The following is a 19,571-nucleotide window of genomic DNA, read 5'->3' as shown; positions in this document are numbered from 1 at the left end:
CGTTTCAGGCACACCTGTGCTCATTACGACTTAATCACCTCCGTCCCCTTTTTCGTTCAGACCCCTTCGCCCATCCGCTCCAGACCTTCGCCGGCCAGGCGCAGGATCAGCTTTTCCAGCAGTTGCTCTTCCTCGTCGCTCAGGACCGACATCAGCTTGCGGGTGATCTCGATCACCATCGGCGCGATGGTCTCGTACACTTCGAAACCGGCGGCCGACAGCGCCAATACCGAGCGGCGGCGGTCGTCGCCATGCGTCTCGCGCTTGATGAAGCCGCGCTCCAGCAGGCGGGCCACGGCGCGGCTGACCGCCACCTTGTCCATCGCCGTGCGGTCGGAGACCTCGCTGGCCGAGGAGCCCGGGTACAGCGCCAGGATGGTGATCACCCGCCACTCGGGGATCGCCAGACCGTAACGATCGCCGTATAGCTTGGCGATGTTGCCGCTGACCCGGTTGGACAGCACGCTCAGCCGGTACGGCAGGAACTGTTCCAGGTCGAGCAGGACGTGCGAGGCACGCAGGCGGGTCGAGGCAGGATCGGCGGGGCTCATGTTGCGGTGCACCTTGCTGGTGGTTTCAAGTGTAACTATAAGGGGTGGGTCCAGACCCTGCATTCTCGCCGGGTCCCTACCTGCCCGCACCTGGTTTGTACCGATGCGGTACCGATTCGGAGCCACGCCATGAATACCGCAGTCCCGACCGCCTCGCATCCCAACCCCGGCATGCAGGTCACCACCTTCGAGAACCCGATGGGCATCGACGGCTTCGAGTTCGTCGAATTCGCCGCCCCGGCCGGCCGTGGCCAGGAGCTGCACGAGTACTTCCGGAAGATGGGCTTCAGCGCGGTGCTCAAGCACAAGCAGCGTCCGATTACCGTCTATCGCCAGGGCGACGTCAACTTCCTGGTCAATGAAGACCCCGCTTCGTTCGCCGCCGACTTCGCCGAAAAGCACGGTCCGTGCGCCTGCGGCTTCGCCATCCGCTTCAAGAAGCCGGGCCAGGAGGTCTACCAGGCCGCGCTGGGCAACGGCGCCGAAGCCATCGCCTTCAAGCCGGACAGCAAGGCGGTCAGCGCGCCGGTCATCAAGGGGATCGGCGATTGCATGCTGTACCTGGTCGATCGCTACGGCGCGGCCGGCAGCATCTACGACGGCGACTACGAGCCGATCGCCGGTGCCGACCTGCACCCGGTGGGCTTCGGCCTGACTTTCATCGACCACCTGACCCACAACCTGTACTTCGGCAACATGCAGCAGTGGTCGGACTACTACGAGCGCCTGTTCAACTTCCGCGAGATCCGCTACTTCGACATCAAGGGCCTGAAGACCGGCCTGGTGTCCAAGGCGATGACCGCGCCGGACGGCATCGTGCGCATCCCGCTGAACGAATCGTCCGACCCGAAGAGCCAGATCAACGAGTACCTGGACGCATACAAGGGCGAGGGCATCCAGCACATCGCCTGCTTCACCGAGAACATCTACGACACGGTCGAAGCGATGCGCGCGCAGGGCGTGGACTTCCTCGACACGCCGGAGACCTACTTCGACGTGATCGACCAGCGCGTGCCAAACCACGGTGAAGACGTGCCGCGCCTGGCCAGGAACAAGATCCTGATCGATGCCGATCCGGAAACCCACCAGCGCAAGCTGCTGCAGATCTTCACCCAGAACTGCATCGGCCCGATCTTCTTCGAGATCATCCAGCGCAAGGGCAACGAGGGCTTCGGCGAAGGCAACTTCACCGCGCTGTTCGAGAGCATCGAGCGCGACCAGATCCGCCGCGGCGTGCTGTAAGGTCCTGGGCAGCGCCGGGTCACGCCCGGCGCCTGCTTGCCTGTAGAGCCGAGCCATGCTCGGCTGCTTTCCGTTCCGGTCTTGCCGTTTTTCAGGAGCCCCCATGTCCCCCGCCCTCACCGCCCGCGGCTACCAGTCCGGCTTCGGCAACGAATTCGCCACCGAGGCCGTCGCCGGCGCGCTGCCGGTCGGGCAGAACTCGCCGCAGAAGGTGGCCCACGGCCTGTACGCCGAACAGTTGACCGGCACCGCCTTCACCGCGCCGCGCGGCAGCAACCGCCGCAGCTGGCTGTACCGGATCCGTCCGGCGGTGACCCATGGCGAGTTCACCCCGTTCGCGCAGTCGCAGCTGCAATGTGATTTCGGCGCACAACCGGCCTCGCCGAACCAGCTGCGCTGGAGTCCGCTGCCGCTGCCGGAGCTGCCGACCGACTTCGTCGAAGGCCTGTACACGATGGGGGGCAACGGTTCGCCCGATGCGCATGCTGGCGTGGGCATCCACCTCTACGCTGCCAACCGCGACATGGTCGGCCGCTACTTCTACGATGCCGACGGTGAGCTGCTGATCGTGCCGCAGCTGGGCGCGCTGCGCCTGCTGACCGAGCTGGGCGTGATCGAGATCGAGCCGCAGCAGATCGCGGTGATCCCGCGCGGCGTGCGGTTCCGCGTTGAACTGCCCGATGGCCCGAGCCGCGGCTACATCTGCGAGAACTACGGTGCGCTGCTGAAGCTGCCCGACCTTGGCCCGATCGGTTCCAACGGCCTGGCCAATCCGCGCGACTTCGAAACCCCGCACGCGGCGTTCGAGGATGTCGATGGCGATTTCGAGCTGATCGCCAAATTCGAGGGCCGCCTGTGGCGTGCGCCGATCGACCATTCGCCGCTGGACGTGGTGGCCTGGCACGGCAACTACGCGCCGTACCGCTACGACCTGCGCCGCTTCAACACCATTGGCTCGATCAGCTACGACCACCCGGATCCGTCGATCTTCCTGGTGCTGCATTCGCCCAGCGACACGCCGGGAACCAGCAACATGGATTTTGCGATCTTCCCGCCGCGCTGGCTGGTGGCGCAGAACACGTTCCGCCCGCCGTGGTTCCACCGCAACATCGCCAGCGAATTCATGGGCCTGGTGCACGGTGCCTACGATGCCAAGGCCGAAGGCTTCGTGCCGGGCGGCGCATCGCTGCACAACTGCATGAGCGGCCACGGCCCGGACGCACCGACCTTCGACAAGGCGTCCAATGCCGATCTGTCCAAGGCGGACGTGATCAAGGACACGATGGCCTTCATGTTCGAGACCCGCGCGGTGATCCGCCCGACCGCACAGGCCCTGGCCGCCGGCCACCGTCAGGGCGACTACCAGCAGTGCTGGAACGGCCTGCGCAACAACTTCCGCTGACCCGAAAAAGGGGACGGAGGGGATTAAGTCGTTTCAAGCACACGTGTGCTGATTGCGACTTAATCCCCTCCGTCCCCTTTTTCTTCAGGCCACCTCGGCGAACGCGTCGCAGTGCTCCAACGGCAGCGCCTCCAGCAGGCGTTGGCGTACACGCTGGCAATAGCCCACCGAAGTCAGGCCGGGCAGCATCTGCATCGCCGAGTGCAGCACCTGCAGTACGTCGCTTTCCGCGCGGGCCTGCTGCAGGTCGCGGAACAAGGCCGCCGCCTGCGGGTGGCGTTGCATTTCCAGGATGCCCAGCACGTAGATGCGCGCAGCCACCAGCGAGCGGCGGCGTTCGACTGCTGTGGCCGCGGCTGCGGCAGGTGTTGCGGGCTGCGGCGCTACCGTGGCTGCCGGCGGCGGTGGCGGGGCTGCGGCACCGGTACCGGTGCTCAGGTAGCCGGCCTGCACCAGCTGGATGACCATCGCGGGCGCATCCTGGCCGAGCAGGCCGGTCAGGTCGGTGATGCTGCGTTGGCCGTCGCACAGGATCAGCAACCGGCGCTGGCGCATGTCCAGCGGCGCGCGATGGGCCTGCAGCGCGGTTCGGGCGAGTTCGGTCTTGCGCGGTTGCATGGAAGGGACAGCCAGGTCGGTGCACGCCGAGCCTGAACGAGGGCGATGAAACCGCGATGACAATGCAGCGTCTGCACGCGCGCTGCGCTAGCGTGCAGCTACCTTCGTGCCAGGGAACCGCACCGATGAAGCACCTCCCGATTGCTGGTCTGTTGCTCCTTTCGCTCGCCGCCTGCAGTGGCGGCCCCGACAAGCAGGGCGCCGCCGGCAGCGGCAGCGATACCCCGGCGGAAACCGCCTCGGCGACCGGTCCGGCCCAATCGACGGATCCTGATCTGGCGGCCCGCCCGGCGAACGACCTCCGCAAGGACAGCCCGGCGCGCCTGGATGGCTTCGGCGGCGTCACGCTGGGCGCCAGCATCGCCGAGGTCCGCAGCGGCTTCGGCACGCCGCTGCAGGGGCTGGGCACCGATGCCGCCGGCAAGCCGCTGCCCGCGGACGACGGCAACGACGGCTGCTACTTCCTGCGCCCGCAGGATGCCGAGGACCCGCGGTTGATGATCGAAGGCCGCAAGCTGGTGCGCTACGACGTGCGCAGCGCCGCCATCACTGCACCGGGCGGCGGCAAGGTCGGCATGACCCTGGGCGAGCTGCAGGTGCTGTATCCCGAGCGCGCTGACGTCGGTCCCGACAAGTACGACGAGAAGGCCCAGCACCTGCGCGTGCGGCCGGTGCAGGAGGGCGGGGCAGTGATCGACTTCGCGCTCGGTGCCGATGGCCGGGTGGGGGCCTGGCGGGTCGGGCAGACCCCGCAGGTCGACTATGCGGAAGGCTGTGGCTGATCCTTGATCCACCGCCCAGCCATGCGCTCGGGCCAAGCGTAGAATCGCGCCACCACTGCTGGGAAGTGCTCGATGATCGCCATTGCCATTGCCTGGTTCCTGCTCGGCCTGCTGCTGCTGGCACTGGGCGGGGACTCCATCGTCAAGGCCGTCTCTGGCCTGGCCCAGCGCTTCGGGGCCAGCCCGTTCACTGCCGGGTTGCTGCTGCTCGGCGTGACCACCTCGTTGCCGGAACTGGCGGTCAACGCACGTGCGCTGGCGGTCGGCCAACCGGAGCTGGCGCTGGGCAATGCAGTGGGCAGCAGCATCGTCAATCTGGGCTTGACCCTGGCGGTGGCCGCCATCGCCGCCCCCCTGCTGCTGCGCGCGCGCCTGCAGGCGGTGCTGTGGTGGTCGCTGCTGGCGGCCGGCGTGCTGCTGATCCTGTTCGGCCTGGATGGTCGCCTGGTGCGCTGGGAAGGCGGCGTGCTGGTGGCGGGCTTCATCGTCATGCAGGTGCTGCTGCTGCGCCGCGGCCGCGTCGAGAGCGCCGAGGTGCAGGCAGCCATCGCCGAATCCGCGCTGAGCCGCACCAGCCTGCCGTTGAACGTGCTGCGCGTGCTGATCGCCGCACTAACCCTGTACTGGGGCGCGCGCCTGGTGGTGGGTGCTGCGGCCGACTTCGGTGCCGCACTGGGCTGGACGCCGTTGCTGGTCGGCCTGTTGCCGGTGGCGATCGGCACCGCACTGCCCGAGGTGGCCACCGCCATTGCCGCCTCGCGTCGCGGGCATGGTGACATGGTGCTCGGCCACGTACTGGGTTCCAGCGTGGTCAACCTGCTGCTGGTGATCGGTGCGATGGCGGTGTTGCAGCCGTTGGCCTTGCCGGCCTCGTTCGTGCGCCTGGAACTGCCGGCGCTGTTGGCGTTTGCGCTGGTGCTGTACCCGATGCTGCGCGGCGACCTGAAGATCAGTCGTGGCGAAGGCGGGATCCTGCTGGTCGCGTTCGTAGGCTGGTTCGTGCTGGAGCTGCTGCTGGTCGGCGCACCGGCGCTGTAGAGCCGAGCCCATGCTCGGCTGCTGTTCGTGCCGACCAGCGGTCGGCACCTACCGGGCGTCACATTGCCGGCCAGCGGCCGGCACTACCGGTTCTGCGTGGTTTCTTCTTCCCGCACCGGTTCCGGCGGCGGCAGCTGCTCCTCGGCGGCCGGCTCGTTGCCCGGCAGGCTGGGGCGGGTCTCCATCAGCAGCGACAACGCCGCCTTGGCCATCATGTGCGCGCTGATCGGTGCGGTGATGAACAGGAACACGGTGATCAGCAGCTCGCGTGGCTGCGGGTCCTGGCCGAGGAAGATGTGGTAGCACACCGAGCACACCAGCACGCAGCCCACGCCCAGCGTGCTGGCCTTGGTCGGTGCGTGCAGGCGCTTGAAGAAGGTGGACAGCTTCACCAGGCCCAGTGCGCCGACCAGGATGAAGAAGCAGCCGAACAGCAGCAGGATCGACAGGACGATCTGGATCGCGGTGATCATTCGACGATGTCCCGGCGCAGGACGAACTTGCTCAGCACCACGGTGCTGCCGAAGCCGAGCATGGCGATGATCAGCGCCGCCTCGAAGTAGATCGGTGAGTTGAGGTACATGCCGAACAGCATCAGCTCAGCGATCGCGGTCACCGACAGCGTGTCCAGCGCGAGGATGCGGTCGGGCACGGTCGGCCCGCGCAACAGCCGCCAGGTGGCCAGCAGCATCGCCAGGCCGACCACGTGCATGCACACCACCAGGGTGGTCTGGATGACTTCAAAACCGGTCATGGGAAGATCTCCATCAACGGCGCCTCGTAACGGCGCTTGATCGTATCGATCAGGTCCTGCGGGTCCTCCAGGTGCAGCACGTGCACCAGCAGGTACTTGCGGTCGTCGCTGAGCGCGGCCGAGACCGTGCCCGGGGTCAGCGTGATCATGCTGGTCAGCGCAGCGATGCCATGGATGTTGGCGATGTCCAGCGGCAGCCAGATGAAACCGGGGTGGATGTTCTTCTCCGGCCCCAGTACCTGCAGGGCGACACGGATGTTGGACATCAGGATGTCCCACAGGGTCACGCACAGCAGTTTCGGCAACGGGCGCAGGGTGCCGATGCGGGCGAACTCGCGGTCCAGGCGTGCGGCGAACAGCGGCACCACCACGCCCAGCAGCAGGCCCAGCACGATCTGGCCGAGGGTGAAGCTGTCGGACATCAGCAGCCAGAACGCCACCACCATGATGCTCAGCATCGGCGACGGAATCAGGCGACGGAACAGGGAGCGCTGGGCGGTCATGGCTGGCGGATCTCCGGTGCAGTCGCACGCAGCTGCTGCACGTACTCGCTGGGGTGCAGCAGCTGCGCGGCGGTGGCGTCGGTGTAGCGCATCAGCGGAGCTGCGGCCAGGGTCATGCCGATGCCGTAGGCCAGCAGGATGCAGGCCGCGTACAGCTCGACCCGGCGCAGCCGCGCCTTGCGCGGTACCGGCGCTTCCGGATCGACCGGCGGCACGCGCCAGAACAGGCGGATGCCCCCCCGGGTCAGGCCCATGATCACCAGCAGGCTGCTGACCAGCACAGCGGTCCAGACCGGGGCGGTGTACTGCACCGGCATGCCGGCCAGCAGCGCAGCCTTGGCCAGGAAGCCGGACAGCGGCGGCAGGCCGGCCACCGACACCGCGCCGATCAGGAACAACACGGCGGGCGTCTCCTTGCCCGGCATCGGCGCGACCACTTCCTTGCGGTCGCTGGCGCTACCGCGACGGCGGCGGATCAGATCGGCAACCAGGAACAGCGCGGCAGCGACGAAGCTGCTGTGCGGCAGGTAGTACAGGCCAGCCGAGAGCACCTGGGGCGTGCCCACCGAGAAGGCGATGAACAGCGTGGCCGCCGACACGATCACCAGGTAGGAGATCAGCACGCGCAGGCGGGTGGCGGCCAGTGCGCCGAGGCCGCCCAGCACCAGCGTCGCGACGCCCGCCCACAACATCCAGTCGCGGCCATAGCCGGCCATCGCGCCGGCATCGTCGCCGAACCACAGCATCTGGATGCGCAGCACCGAGTACAGGCCGACCTTGGTCATGATCGCGAACAGCGCAGCCACGGCCGCCGGTGCGCGCGAATAGGCTTCCGGCAGCCACAGGTACAGCGGCATCAGCGCGGCCTTGGCGCAGAACACCAGCAGCAACAGGCCCATGGTCGCCTTCACCAGGGTCAGCTGTGCCGGCGGTACCTCGGCGATGCGCTGCGACAGCTCGGCCATGTTCAATGAGCCCAGCGAGGCATACAGCAGGCCCAGCGCGACCAGGAACAGGGTCGAGGCGGTGACGTTGAACACCACGTAGTGCAGGCCGATGCGCATGCGCAGGCCGCGGCCGCCACTGAGCAGCAGGCCGTAGGAGGCGATCAGCATCACCTCGAAGAACACAAACAGGTTGAAGATGTCGCCGGTCAGGAACGCGCCGTTGAGGCCGACCAGCTGGAACTGGAACAGCGCATGGAAGTGCGGCGCGCGGCGGTCCCAGCCCGAGCAGGCGTGCAGCAGGCAGGGAATGGCCAGCAGCAGGGTGGTCAGCAGCATCCACGCCGACAGCCGGTCGGCCACCAGTGCGATGCCCAGCCGCGACGGCCAGTCGCCAAGCAGGTAGACGTTGATTTCACCACTGGCCGTGGTGGCAAACAGCAGCCCGACCGCCAGCGCCAGCGCCGACAGCGCGGTCCAGGCCACCGCCCGCTGCACCCTGGGGCCATAGCGGCGGTGTTCGACGAACAGCGACAGCGCCGCACCCAGCAGCGGAATCAGGATCGGCAGGATCACCAGGTGGTTCATGCGCGGTCCTCGCCCCGGCGCGGCGGCACGCGCTCATCCTGCAGGTCGTCATCCGGCTCGTGGGCATCCACGTGGTCGCTGTGGTTGTCGCTGCGGCTGCGCATGGCCAGCACAATGCTCACCGCGGTCATCGCAAAGGCGATCACGATAGCGGTCAGCACCAGCGCCTGTGGCAGCGGGTCGGTGTAGTTGCCCAGGTGGCTGTCCACGCCGTCCTGCAGCACCGGCGCCTTGCCCAGTACCACGCGGCCGCCGGCGAAGATCAGCAGGTTGGTGGCGTAGGACAGGAAGGTCATGCCGAGGATCACATCGAAGCTGCGCGCACGCAGCAGCAGGTAGATGCCGATGGCGGTCAGCACGCCGATCGCGGTAGCCAGGGCCAGTTCCATCAGTGCATCTCCCCGGTGCGTGCCGAGCGGCGTTGCAGGTCGATCTCACCCTTGCGGGCGGTGCGGGTTCGCGACGGCTTGATCGTGCCCATCATCGACAGCATCAGCATGGCACCGCCGAACACCACCAGATAGACGCCGATGTCAAAGCCGATCGCGCTGGCCAGCGGTACGTCGCCGATCAGCGGCAGGTGCAGGTCGAGATGGCCGCTGGTCAGGAACGGCACGCCGAACAGCATCGAGGCGCTGCCGCTGAGCAGGGCGATCAGCAGGCCCATGCCGATGCAGCGGATGTAGTCGAAGCCGAAGCGCGACTCCACCGATGCAGTGCCCTGGATCACGTACTGGATCAGCAGCGGCACTGCCAATACCAGGCCGGCGATGAAGCCGCCACCCGGTGCGTTGTGCCCGCGCAGGAACAGGAAGATCGACACGGTCAGGGTCAGCGGGAACATGATCTGCGCCAGGTCGGCCGGCACCGGCAGCTTGATCGGCGGGCCGGGCATGATCTGCTCCGGTGCCATCCGCGTACGCCGCAGCAGCGCATGCACCACCAGCGCGGCGATGCCGAACACGGTGATCTCGCCGAAGGTATCGAAGCCGCGGAAGTCGACCAGGATCACGTTGACCACGTTCTGGCCGTAGGCCTCGGGCAACGCGCGAGCGAGCAGCTCGCCGGCCATGGTGTTCGGCGGCAGGGTCATCGCCGAATAGGCCAGCGCGCCAAGCCCGGCACCGGCGATGATCGCGATCACCGCGTCGCGGCGCTTGCGCCAGCGCGGCCGCTCAGGCCCGGACTGCGCGGGCAGGTAATTCATGCCCAGCAGCATCAGCACCAGCGTCACCATCTCCACCAGCAGCTGGGTGAGGGCCAGGTCGGGCGCGGACAGGAACACGAAGGTCAGCGCCACCATCAGGCCGACGCCGCCGACCAGCAGCACCGCCAGCAGGCGCTGCTTGTAGATGCGCAGGGTGGCGACCGCGCAGGCCATCATCACCAGCCACAGGGCCCAGCCCAGCAGCGGAATCGGCTGCGGCGCGGTCCAGTTCGGCGAGGCTGGGTTGGCCACGAACGGCGCAGCGGCAACCACGATCGCCACCAGCACCAGGCCTAGCAGCATGCGCTGCAGGCTGCCATTGGCGATGCCGCTGGTCAGGCGCATGGCCAGCGCGGACACGGCGTCCAGCTGGGCGTGGAACACATTGCGGCCCGTGCTGACATTGGTCACGGCATGCAGGTTGATCAGCCTGCGCAGGCCGAAGTACAGCGCCACGCCACCGACCACGCCGATCGCGCTCATCGCCAGCGGCAGGTTGAAGCCGTGCCACACCGCCAGGCTGTATTCGGGCATGGCGGTGCCGAGGATCGAGGCCGCAGCGGCGTGCAGCACCGGCGCGACGGTCAGTGCGGGTGCCACGCCCACCGCCACACAGATCACCACCAGCAGCTCCACCGGCACCTTCATCCAGCGCGGCGGCTCGTGGGGCACGCGGTCCAGGTCGTGCGGGCCAGTGCCGAAGAAGGTGTCGTGCACGAAGCGCAGGCTGTACGCCACGCCGAACACGCCTGCCAGCAACGCAGCGATCGACACCGCCGTGCGCATGATGCCCGGGCCGCCGGCCGTAATCGCTTCGGCGAACAGCATTTCCTTGGACAGGAAGCCGTTGAGCAGCGGGATCCCGGCCATCGCCAGCGAGGCGATGATCGCCAGCGCGCTGGTGAACGGCATCAGCCTGCGCAGCCCCCCCAGTTTGCGCATGTCGCGGGTGCCGGTTTCGTGGTCGATGATGCCGGCGGCCATGAACAGCGAGGCCTTGAAGGTGGCGTGGTTGAGGATGTGGAACACGCCGGCGACCACCGCCATCGGCGTGGACAGGCCGAACAGCAGGGTGATCAGGCCCAGGTGGGAAATGGTCGAGTACGCCAGCAGGCCTTTCAGGTCGTGCTGGAAGATCGCGTTCCAGGCACCGATCAGCAGGGTCAGCGCGCCGATGCCGCTGACCGTATAGAAGAACAGGTCGCTGCCGGCCAGCGCCGGATGCAGCCGCGCCAGCAGGAACACGCCGGCCTTCACCATGGTGGCCGAGTGCAGGTAGGCCGAGACCGGGGTCGGCGCTGCCATCGCGTGCGGCAGCCAGAAGTGGAACGGGAACTGCGCGCTCTTGGTGAAGATGCCGGCCAGCACCAGGAACAGGGCGTACGGATACAGCGTGCTGGCGCGGATCTGCTCGCCGGCGGCCAGCACCACATCCAGGTCGAAACTGCCGACGATACGGCCGATCAACAGCACGCCACCGAGCAGGGCCAGGCCGCCGCCGCCGGTGATCACCAGCGCCATGCGCGCGCCTTCGCGTGCGTCCTGGCGGTGCGACCAGAAGCCGATCAGCAGGAACGAGCTGATGCTGGTCATTTCCCAGAAGATCATCAGCAACAGCAGGTTGCCCGACAGCACCATCCCCAGCATCGCGCCCATGAACAGCAGCAGGTAGCAGTAGAAGCGGTGCGCGTTGTCCTGCTGGCTCAGGTAGTAGCGCGCATACAGCACCACCAGGGCGCCGATGCCCAGCACCAGCCCGGCGAACATCCAGGCCAGCCCGTCCAGGCGCAGGGTGAAGTCCAGGCCGATCTGTGGAAGCCAGGGGACCAGGGTGCGGACCACCTGGCCATCGAGCACCGCCGGGGTCAGCCAGCCGAGGATGGCCAGCCCGCCCAACGGCGCCAGTGCCGCCAGCCAGGCAGCAGCCGAGCGCGAACTACGGGGGAAGGCCGCAACAGCCGCTGCCATCAGGAACGGCAGGGCCAGCAGCAGGGGCAGGCTGGAGAGCATGCAGGGAATCCATGATTCACGAGCAGGTCAGGGAGAATAACAGGCTGCGAAATGTCGCCGAAACCCATCAAACAGCGATCAATTGCATGTAACGTTCGCTGATTCATTTTTTCTGCGCCGCAACATCACGTTCCTGCGGTCCCTTCCGGTTGCCCTCGGGGGACACCCTACGCCCACGAAGGGACACCGCAGGCCCTGTCGCACAGGGGCTGCCGTCAATGGACGGAAGGCGGGGAGCGGGTCACCGGCGCAGGCTGGCAGGGCCGCCGTGGAGTGTGGGTGATGGAATTCGCCCGTTCAGGAAACGACGGCCGCTGTCGGCCGCCGGCGATCAGTAGCGCCAGTCGAGCTTGCGATAGAACTTGGCCATCACCCAGGCCGGGCCGATCAGCAGGTAGGTCAGGTCGGTCAGGAAGCTGGGCTTGCGGCCCTCGAACGTGTGGCCGATGAACTGCGCGATCCAGGCCACCACGAACACGCCCACCGCCAGCCAGCGCAGCGCATGCAGGCCGATCTCGGCCTCCAGCAGGCGGCACAGGCAGCCGAATACGAAGAACTGGACGAGCATGCCGATGCCCAGGGGGCGCGACAGCTTGTTGTAGAAGCACCAGGCGCTGAACATCGCGAACGCCGACCAGATGCCGTACTGGAACCAGGTGATCAGCGGCGGCAGGCACCACAGCAGGGCCACCACCGACCACAGGATCGCCGGCACCGCCACCACGTGGATGCGCTGGTTGATCACGTTGCGGTGGTCGTCGGAGTAGCTGGCGAAATAGCGGTCGATCGGCCGCGCAAGCTCGGTGGATGTCTGCATGCTGCGTCGCTTCCTCGGACAACGGTAGTGCCGCCCGCTGGCCGGCAAACCAGAGCATAGCCGAGTTCGCGACGTCGCCGGCCAGCGGCCGGCACTACCAGGACCAGGCCATGCCTGGTTGCAGGTTCACCGAAGCGCCGGCCAGCGGCCGGCACTACCGAACGCGCCCCCCGCCTTTCCGGCCAGGGGCGCAGGCGGATCAGTCGACGCTGATCCCGGCCAGGCGCTGCAGCGCCTCGGCGTACTTGGCGCGGGTGCGCTCGATGATGTCGGCCGGGATGTTCGGACCCGGGGCGGTCTTGCCCCAGTCCAGCGTCTCCAGGTAATCGCGCACGAACTGCTTGTCATAGCTCGGCGGGCTGGTGCCCACTTCGTACTCGTCGGCCGGCCAGTAACGCGAGGAATCCGGCGTCAGCATCTCGTCCATGATGTACAGCCGGCCATCGGCGTCGGTACCGAACTCGAACTTGGTGTCGGCCAGTATGATGCCGCGCTCGCGGGCGTAATCGGCGGCGAACTTGTAGATGCGCAGGGTGGCGTCGCGCACCCGCTCGGCCAGTTCCGCACCGACCTGCTTCACCATCGCGTCGAAATCGATGTTCTCGTCATGGTCGCCGACTGCGGCCTTGGTCGAGGGTGTGAAGATCGGCTCGGGCAGCTGTTCGGCCTGGCGCAGGCCGTCGGGCAGGTCGATGCCGCTGACCTTGCCGGTGCGCTGGTAATCCTTCCAGCCGCTGCCGATCAGGTAGCCGCGGGCGATCGCTTCCACCGGCACCGGCTTCAGCTTGCGGGTGACCACCGCGCGCTTGGCGTACAGCGCCGGGTCCACGCCTTCGGGCAGCACGTTGGCCACGTCGATGCCGGTCAGGTGGTTGGGCATCAGGTGCGCGGTCTTGGCAAACCAGAAGTTGGAGACCTGGCAGAGCATCTCGCCCTTGCCGGGGATCGGGTCGGGCAGGACCACGTCGAACGCCGACAGGCGATCGGTGGCCACCATCAGCAGGTAGTCGCCCGGCGGGGTTCCGGCTGGCAGCCGCTCGCGCGGGATATCGAACACATCACGCACCTTGCCGCGATGGCGCAAGGGCAGGCCGGGGAGATCGGATTGCAACAGCGTGGTTGGCACGGGCACTCCTGGGGCGTTGTCGATACGGCTGCTGCCCAACGGACCCGGCGGGCCCGCTGACCAGCGGGCGGCCTAGTGTAAAGCCGTCCGGGCCCGCTGTGACGTAAAATGAGCGTCCATTTCGTCGGTCGACCCCGGAGCGCCATGCGCTGGTACGGAAAACTGCTCGGATTCATCGCCGGCGCCCTGCTGTTCCGGCCCAATCCGCTGTTCGGCGCGGTGGTCGGCCTGCTGATTGGCCACGCCTTCGATTCGGACTGGTTCCGCCTGAACAAGGAGAACCCGTACCGGGAGCTGGGGCTGACCTCCGAGGCCACCGATGCCGAGATCGAGCGCGCCTACCGCAAGCTGATCTCGCAGTACCACCCCGACAAGCTTGGCGGCGCCGCCCCCGAGCTGCAGCAGCAGGCCGAGCAGAAGTCGCGGCGGATCAATGCCGCCTACGACCGCATCAAGACCCTGCGCAAGCGCTGACCCACTTTCCCCTCGTTGCAAGGCCCGGCCATGTCCCACTGCCTCATCGCCCCCTCCATCCTGTCCGCCAACTTCGCCCGCCTCGGCGAGGAAGTCGACAACGTCCTCGCTGCCGGTGCGGACTGGGTCCACTTCGACGTGATGGACAACCACTACGTGCCGAACCTGACCATCGGCCCGATGGTCTGCCAGGCCCTGCGCAAGCACGGCGTCACCGCGCCGATCGACGTGCACCTGATGGTCGAGCCGGTGGACCGCATCATCCCGGACTTCGCCGAGGCCGGTGCCACCTACATCAGCTTCCACCCGGAGGCGAGCCGGCACGTGCACCGCACCATCCAGCTGATCCGCTCGCTGGGCTGCAAGCCGGGCATCGTGCTCAATCCGGCCACCCCGGTGGACATCCTCGACTGGGTGCTGGATGACCTGGACCTGGTGCTGCTGATGTCGGTCAACCCGGGCTTCGGCGGCCAGGCCTTCATCCCCTCGGCGCTGGACAAGCTGAAGGTGGTGCGCAAGATGATCGATGCCAGCGGCAAGGACATCCGCCTGGAGATCGACGGTGGCGTGAAGGCCGACAACATCGGTGAGATCGCCGCCGCCGGCGCCGACACCTTCGTTGCCGGTTCGGCCATTTTCAACGCCAGGACCAGCTACCAGGACGTGATCGCGCAGATGCGCGCCAACGTCGCTGCGGCACGGGGCTGAGCCATGAGTACGGTGGCCGTGTTGAACATTCGCCCGGCCACCGTGGCCGATGCTGGCCTGATCCTGCATTTCATCCGCGAGCTGGCGATCTACGAGAAGGCCGAGCATTCGGTGCAGACCGATGAGATCGGCATCGCCGAGAGCCTGTTCGGCGCCGACGCCACCGCCCGCGCGCTGATCTGCGAGGCCGACGGCGAGGCCATCGGCTATGCGGTGTACTTCTACAACTACTCCACCTGGCTGGGCCGCAAGGGCATCTACCTGGAAGACCTGTACGTCAGCCAGGAAAAGCGCGGTGCCGGTGCCGGCAAAGCGTTGCTGAAGTACATCGCACGCCAGGCCGTGGCCGAAGGCTGCGGCCGTTTCGAATGGTCGGTGCTGGACTGGAACACTCCGGCCATCGAGTTCTACACCGCCGCCGGTGCCAAACCGCAGGACGAGTGGACCGTGTACCGGCTGCAGGGGCAGGCGCTGCACGATTTCGCCAACGGGTGAGGCGTGTGGTGGGTGCGAACCGCAACCCGGTGGGTGCGAACCCTGGTTCGCACTCCCTGCGTCCCCCCCCCAAAAAAAAAGCCACGCCAATCACTGGCGTGGCCTCGCTGCATGCGTGGGAGGCTGATCCTGCCTCCATCCGTCGTCCCTGCTATGGCCTTCCATTCTCCAGCAGCTGAATGACATCTGCGTGACATTCACTGCGGGCAAACAGTGCATTGCTAGCCTGTGCCGCCCTGACCTGGAAGTACCGCATGACCACCCCGCGCTGGCGCCTGATCCTCAATGGCAAATCCGCAGGCAACGAAGAGTTGCGCGACGCCGTGGGCCATTGGCGCGGGCAGGGCGTGCAGCTGGAGGTGCGGGTGACCTGGGAAGACGGTGACGCTGAACGCTACGTTGCCGAGGCCATCCATCATGGCGTGGACGTGATCGTGGCCGCCGGTGGCGATGGCACGCTCAGCGCGGTGGCCGAGACGCTGGCCCATCGTGAGGAACCGGCAGAAGCGCTGCCTTCGCTGGCGTTGATTCCGATGGGGACCGCCAACGACTTCGCCACGTCGGCAGGCATTCCCACCGAGCCCGGCGATGCCCTCGCGCTGATCGGCCAGGTGCCGGCACGGCCCATCGACCTGTTGCGCGTGGATGCCGATGGCACGCCCTGGTGGTGCGCCAACCTCGCCAGTGGTGGCTTCGGCACGCAGGTGACGGTGGAGACCGATGCCGGCTTGAAGAAGATGCTCGGTGGGCTGGCCTACGTGATCACCGGCATCGCCAAGCTGGGCCGCATCGAGCCGATCGCCGCGCGGCTGTCCGGCCCGGACTTCGCCTGGGAAGGTGACTTCATCGCGCTGGGCATCGGCAACGGGCGCCAGGCCGGTGGCGGCCAGCAGCTGTGCCCGCAGGCACTGATCGATGATGGACTGCTGGATGTGACCGTGCTTCCGGAACTGGAAGGGGAGGTCACCGCCACCCTCGGCCAGATGCTGAAGTCCGGTACCCAGGCCGCACTGGAACAGCTGGCCACACGGGCGCGGTTGCCGTGGCTGCAGGTGGAATCCGAGCGTCCGTTGACGCTCAACCTGGACGGCGAACCCGTGCAGGCCCGTCACTTCCGCGTCGAGTGCGTGCCGGGCAGGGTGCGGATGCACCTGCCGGTCGGTTGCCCGTTGCTGGACGGGCAGGGGTAGAGTCATCGGTCCCCGCGGCCGCTGCGGGCGTCCCGTGGTTCAGTTTCCCAGGGTTCCCCTGCCGCGCAAGCTGCGATACAGTCAAGGGGTGTCCAGCCTGACGACCCCGCATACTCTTTCTTCCGCACGCCGTTGGTGGCGATGGTGGCCCGTTGCCGTCGTCCGCCCCCATAACGCTGTGTCCCGGAAGGAAAGTCGTCTTGAACTCGCACGCTCAGTTTCAGCAGCAGGCCGCTGAAGGCCACACCCACATTCCCGTCGTCCGCGAAGTGCTGTCCGACCTGGACACGCCACTCTCGGTCTATCTGAAGCTCGCCGACGGCCCCAATACCTACCTGTTTGAATCCGTCGAAGGCGGCGAGCGCTTTGGTCGTTACTCGATCATCGGCCTGCCGGCGCGCCGCGTGTATGCCTTCCACGGCCACACGCTGACCGTGCGCGAAGACGGCCAGGTGGTGGACACCCGCGAGGTAGCCGATCCCTTCGCCGAAGTCGAGGCGCTGCGCAGCGCCCACTCGGTGCCCAAGCTGGAAGGCCTGCCGGGCTTCACCGGCGGCCTGGTCGGCTGGTTTGGCTTCGAGTGCATCGGCTACATCGAGCCGCGCCTGGCCCCGCCGGCCGGCCGTGATGAGCTGGGCACGCCGGACATCCTGCTGCTGGACTCCAACGAGCTGGCGGTATTCGACAATCTCAAGGGCCGGCTGTACCTGATCGTGCACGCCGACCCGCGTGTCGACGGTGCCTTCGAACAGGCGCAGGCGCGCCTGGACGCACTGACTGCGAAGCTGCGTGCACCGGGCGCCGGCTATCCGGCACCGCTCAACAGCGACGTGCTGGACGAATCGGATTTCGTCTCCGGCTTCACCCGCGAAGGCTTCGTCGATGCGGTCCAGCGCAGCAAGGAATACATCCGCGCCGGTGACATCTTCCAGGTAGTGCTCAGCCAGCGCCTGAGCGTGCCGTTCAAGGCGCGCCCGGTGGATGTGTACCGCGCGCTGCGCGCGTTGAATCCCTCGCCGTACATGTATTTCCTCGATGTCGGCGACCTGCAGGTGGTCGGTTCCTCGCCGGAGATCCTGGTACGCCTTCAGGATGGCGAAGTCACCGTGCGCCCGATCGCCGGCACCCGCCCGCGTGGTGCCACGCCCGAGCTGGACCTGGCACTGGAAGCCGAGCTGCTGGCCGACCCCAAGGAACGCGCCGAGCACCTGATGCTGATCGACCTCGGCCGCAACGATGCCGGGCGCGTCTCCAGGGCCGGTACCGTGGAAGTGGGCGAGCAGTTCGTGATCGAACGCTACAGCCATGTCATGCACATCGTCAGCGAAGTGACCGGCCAACTGCAGCCGGGCCTGAGCTACGCCGACGTGCTGCGCGCCACCTTCCCGGCCGGCACGGTCAGCGGTGCGCCAAAGATCCGCGCGCTGGAAGTGATCCGCGAACTGGAGCCGATCAAGCGCAACGTCTACGCCGGCAGCATCGGCTACATCGGCTGGCACGGCGATGCCGATACCGCGATCGCGATCCGCACTGCGGTCATCAAGGATGGCCGCCTGTACGTGCAGGCCGGCGCCGGCATCGTCTACGACTCGGACCCGGACAAGGAATGGGACGAGACGATGAACAAGGGCCGTGCGCTGTTCCGCGCCGTCGCCCAGGCCGCCAAGGGCCTGTGACGCTCCCCGTGCCGTGGCCTGCGCCGCGGCATCTTCCGCTGTTCCCGTTGAAGACAAGGAGTACCGCATGAAGCTGCTGAGCGCATTGCTGTGGTCGTCGCTGCTGGCCACGATGGCCCCGTCTGCGTGGGCGCAGGCCAATACCATTCCGTCGCAGCCGCACCTGCTGGTGAAGGGCGAGGCGCGTCGGGTGGTGATGCCGGACCGGTTCGGCCTGCAGTTGAACATCGAAGAGACCGACATGGACGCCGACGCCGCGCGCCGCCGCGTGCAGGACAACGTGGCGCGCGCGCTGGCGCTGTTCAAGCAGCACAAGGCGGTGGACGGCAGCGTGCGTGCGGACAACCTGCGGATCGGCCCGGCGACGCGCTATGAGCAGAACCGGCAGGTCTTCATCGGTACCCGCGTATCGCGCCAGCTGCGTGCGAGCTTCGCCAGCGTGAAGGCGATGCAGGATGTGCTGGGTGCGTTGAAGGCCGACGAGAACGTACAGGTGAGCAGCCTGGCGCCAACCTATTCGGGTGAAGTGGCGCTGCGCCGCGAACTCAAGGGTGAGGCGGCGGCCCGGACCCGCGAGTCCGCGCAGGGCCTGGCCAAGGCCTACGGCACCCGGCTGCGCGGCCTGTACAGCATTTCCGACGTAGCGCCGAACTTTGCCTATGGCATCCAGGCCGGCAGTTGGCCGAGCAGTGGGGATCTGGTGACGCCGCCTTCGCCGCCCGCGCCCGAGGCACCGATGAACAGCATCGAGACCACGGGCTCCCGCCTGCCCGAGTCGGTCGAAGCCGGCCCCATCACCTACACCGAAAACGTGTACGCCATTTTCCTGATAAGCGACGGAACCTGACCATGTTGTGGATGATCGACAACTACGACAGCTTCACCTACAACCTCGTGCAGTACCTGCAGACGCTGGGCGCTGAAGTGAAGGTGGTGCGCAACGATGCAATGAGCGTGGACGAGATCGTCGCGCAGAAGCCCGAGCGCATCGTCATCTCGCCCGGCCCGTGCACGCCCAACGAAGCGGGCGTGTCGCTGGAGCTGATCCAGCGGCTGGGCCCGACCACGCCGATCCTCGGCGTGTGCCTGGGCCACCAGGGCATCGGCCAGGTCTACGGCGGCACCGTGATCCGCGCCGGCAACATCATGCACGGCAAGACCTCGCCGATCCGCCACGAAGGCAAGGGCGTGTTCGCCGGCCTGCCGGACCGCTACCAGGCCACCCGCTACCACTCGCTGGTGGTGGACAAGAACAGTCTGCCGGACTGCCTGGAAGTGACCGCCTGGACCGAGAACGAGGACGGCTCGATCGAAGAGATCATGGGCCTGCGCCACCGCCAGTTCCCGGTGGAAGGCGTGCAGTTCCACCCCGAATCCATCCTCACCGAACACGGTCACGCCCTGCTGCGCAATTTCCTGCAGCGCCCGGCGGCCTGATCCAAGGAG

General features: G+C 67.2%; 21 protein-coding genes. 11 read left to right on the top strand and 10 right to left on the bottom strand.

The features are described from left to right. Nucleotides 1-56: 56 nt before the first annotated feature. On the bottom strand, nucleotides 57-551 hold the full coding sequence (locus ACSDHM_RS17420) for a MarR family winged helix-turn-helix transcriptional regulator (protein ID WP_072168901.1): 495 nt from the start codon (nucleotides 549-551) through the stop codon (nucleotides 57-59). 129 nt (nucleotides 552-680) lie between these two features. Here ACSDHM_RS17420 and hppD point away from each other — a divergent pair, with 129 nt between their 5' ends. After that, nucleotides 681-1,793, top strand: a complete 1,113-nt coding sequence (gene hppD, locus ACSDHM_RS17415; RefSeq protein ID WP_172412146.1) for a 4-hydroxyphenylpyruvate dioxygenase — start codon at nucleotides 681-683, stop codon at nucleotides 1,791-1,793. A 103-nt stretch (nucleotides 1,794-1,896) separates the two neighbouring features. Continuing rightward, a complete protein-coding gene (hmgA, locus tag ACSDHM_RS17410) occupies nucleotides 1,897-3,195 on the top strand; it encodes a homogentisate 1,2-dioxygenase (protein ID WP_072168902.1) in 1,299 nt (432 codons plus the stop codon). An 84-nt stretch (nucleotides 3,196-3,279) separates the two neighbouring features. Here the strand turns inward: hmgA and ACSDHM_RS17405 are convergent, their stop codons facing one another. Then, complete coding sequence (locus ACSDHM_RS17405; RefSeq protein ID WP_072168903.1) at nucleotides 3,280-3,813, bottom strand: hypothetical protein; 534 nt, start codon at nucleotides 3,811-3,813, stop codon at nucleotides 3,280-3,282. 125 nt (nucleotides 3,814-3,938) lie between these two features. On the opposite strand from ACSDHM_RS17405, the gene ACSDHM_RS17400 reads away from it, so the two are divergent. Both ACSDHM_RS17400 and ACSDHM_RS17395 read left to right on the top strand, forming a co-directional pair. Then, nucleotides 3,939-4,595 carry a hypothetical protein gene (locus ACSDHM_RS17400; protein WP_072168904.1) on the top strand — a complete coding sequence of 219 codons (657 nt, stop codon included), beginning with the start codon at nucleotides 3,939-3,941 and terminating at the stop codon, nucleotides 4,593-4,595. A gap of 72 nt (nucleotides 4,596-4,667) precedes the next feature. Further along, entirely contained in the window at nucleotides 4,668-5,633 is a 966-nt protein-coding gene (locus tag ACSDHM_RS17395; RefSeq protein ID WP_049415459.1) for a sodium:calcium antiporter, read from the top strand. Between the two features lie 83 nt (nucleotides 5,634-5,716). Here the strand turns inward: ACSDHM_RS17395 and ACSDHM_RS17390 are convergent, their stop codons facing one another. From ACSDHM_RS17390 to ACSDHM_RS17355, 8 genes are all read right to left on the bottom strand, one after another. Then, nucleotides 5,717-6,106, bottom strand: coding sequence for a Na+/H+ antiporter subunit G (locus ACSDHM_RS17390; RefSeq protein WP_005419868.1), 390 nt, complete (start codon nucleotides 6,104-6,106; stop codon nucleotides 5,717-5,719). Continuing rightward, nucleotides 6,103-6,387 carry a K+/H+ antiporter subunit F gene (locus ACSDHM_RS17385; protein WP_005411334.1) on the bottom strand — a complete coding sequence of 95 codons (285 nt, stop codon included), beginning with the start codon at nucleotides 6,385-6,387 and terminating at the stop codon, nucleotides 6,103-6,105. Before ACSDHM_RS17385 ends, ACSDHM_RS17390 begins: the two co-directional genes overlap by 4 nt. After that, nucleotides 6,384-6,890 (bottom strand): Na+/H+ antiporter subunit E, encoded by a 507-nt coding sequence (locus ACSDHM_RS17380; protein WP_005419867.1) that lies wholly within the window; start codon nucleotides 6,888-6,890, stop codon nucleotides 6,384-6,386. Before ACSDHM_RS17380 ends, ACSDHM_RS17385 begins: the two co-directional genes overlap by 4 nt. Next, the gene (locus tag ACSDHM_RS17375; RefSeq protein ID WP_072168905.1) at nucleotides 6,887-8,422 is read right to left on the bottom strand and encodes a monovalent cation/H+ antiporter subunit D; all 1,536 of its coding nucleotides are present in this window, start codon (nucleotides 8,420-8,422) and stop codon (nucleotides 6,887-6,889) included. Before ACSDHM_RS17375 ends, ACSDHM_RS17380 begins: the two co-directional genes overlap by 4 nt. Next, nucleotides 8,419-8,811 (bottom strand): Na+/H+ antiporter subunit C, encoded by a 393-nt coding sequence (locus tag ACSDHM_RS17370; protein WP_188240555.1) that lies wholly within the window; start codon nucleotides 8,809-8,811, stop codon nucleotides 8,419-8,421. Before ACSDHM_RS17370 ends, ACSDHM_RS17375 begins: the two co-directional genes overlap by 4 nt. Further along, the gene (locus ACSDHM_RS17365; RefSeq protein WP_072168907.1) at nucleotides 8,811-11,639 is read right to left on the bottom strand and encodes a monovalent cation/H+ antiporter subunit A; all 2,829 of its coding nucleotides are present in this window, start codon (nucleotides 11,637-11,639) and stop codon (nucleotides 8,811-8,813) included. Before ACSDHM_RS17365 ends, ACSDHM_RS17370 begins: the two co-directional genes overlap by 1 nt. Nucleotides 11,640-11,970: 331 nt before the next feature. Then, nucleotides 11,971-12,456 carry an Mpo1 family 2-hydroxy fatty acid dioxygenase gene (locus ACSDHM_RS17360; protein ID WP_053497697.1) on the bottom strand — a complete coding sequence of 162 codons (486 nt, stop codon included), beginning with the start codon at nucleotides 12,454-12,456 and terminating at the stop codon, nucleotides 11,971-11,973. A gap of 199 nt (nucleotides 12,457-12,655) precedes the next feature. After that, nucleotides 12,656-13,582, bottom strand: a complete 927-nt coding sequence (locus tag ACSDHM_RS17355) for a phosphoribosylaminoimidazolesuccinocarboxamide synthase (protein WP_171956169.1) — start codon at nucleotides 13,580-13,582, stop codon at nucleotides 12,656-12,658. 144 nt (nucleotides 13,583-13,726) lie between these two features. On the opposite strand from ACSDHM_RS17355, the gene ACSDHM_RS17350 reads away from it, so the two are divergent. The 7 genes from ACSDHM_RS17350 to ACSDHM_RS17320 all read left to right on the top strand — a co-directional run bounded on the left by ACSDHM_RS17350 (nucleotide 13,727) and on the right by ACSDHM_RS17320 (nucleotide 19,562). Further along, nucleotides 13,727-14,056, top strand: a complete 330-nt coding sequence (locus ACSDHM_RS17350; RefSeq protein WP_008265098.1) for a J domain-containing protein — start codon at nucleotides 13,727-13,729, stop codon at nucleotides 14,054-14,056. Nucleotides 14,057-14,086: 30 nt separating this feature from the next. Then, entirely contained in the window at nucleotides 14,087-14,764 is a 678-nt protein-coding gene (gene rpe, locus ACSDHM_RS17345) for a ribulose-phosphate 3-epimerase (RefSeq protein WP_072168909.1), read from the top strand. 12 nt (nucleotides 14,765-14,776) lie between these two features. Next, the gene (locus ACSDHM_RS17340) at nucleotides 14,777-15,259 is read left to right on the top strand and encodes a GNAT family N-acetyltransferase (RefSeq protein ID WP_065178874.1); all 483 of its coding nucleotides are present in this window, start codon (nucleotides 14,777-14,779) and stop codon (nucleotides 15,257-15,259) included. Between the two features lie 254 nt (nucleotides 15,260-15,513). Continuing rightward, nucleotides 15,514-16,449 (top strand): lipid kinase YegS, encoded by a 936-nt coding sequence (yegS, locus tag ACSDHM_RS17335; protein WP_111008326.1) that lies wholly within the window; start codon nucleotides 15,514-15,516, stop codon nucleotides 16,447-16,449. Nucleotides 16,450-16,649: 200 nt separating this feature from the next. Further along, nucleotides 16,650-18,125, top strand: a complete 1,476-nt coding sequence (gene trpE, locus ACSDHM_RS17330) for an anthranilate synthase component I (protein ID WP_065178876.1) — start codon at nucleotides 16,650-16,652, stop codon at nucleotides 18,123-18,125. 67 nt (nucleotides 18,126-18,192) lie between these two features. Then, on the top strand, nucleotides 18,193-18,972 hold the full coding sequence (locus ACSDHM_RS17325; protein ID WP_065197061.1) for an SIMPL domain-containing protein: 780 nt from the start codon (nucleotides 18,193-18,195) through the stop codon (nucleotides 18,970-18,972). Between the two features lie 2 nt (nucleotides 18,973-18,974). Then, nucleotides 18,975-19,562 (top strand): anthranilate synthase component II, encoded by a 588-nt coding sequence (locus tag ACSDHM_RS17320; RefSeq protein WP_065178878.1) that lies wholly within the window; start codon nucleotides 18,975-18,977, stop codon nucleotides 19,560-19,562. The last annotated feature ends 9 nt before the right edge of the window (nucleotides 19,563-19,571 follow it).

Source organism: Stenotrophomonas sp. T8 (assembly GCF_051853085.1).
Classification (GTDB): domain Bacteria; phylum Pseudomonadota; class Gammaproteobacteria; order Xanthomonadales; family Xanthomonadaceae; genus Stenotrophomonas; species Stenotrophomonas sepilia.
Note: the sequence above shows the minus strand (reverse complement) of the source record. Positions and strands in the feature narration are given on the sequence as shown.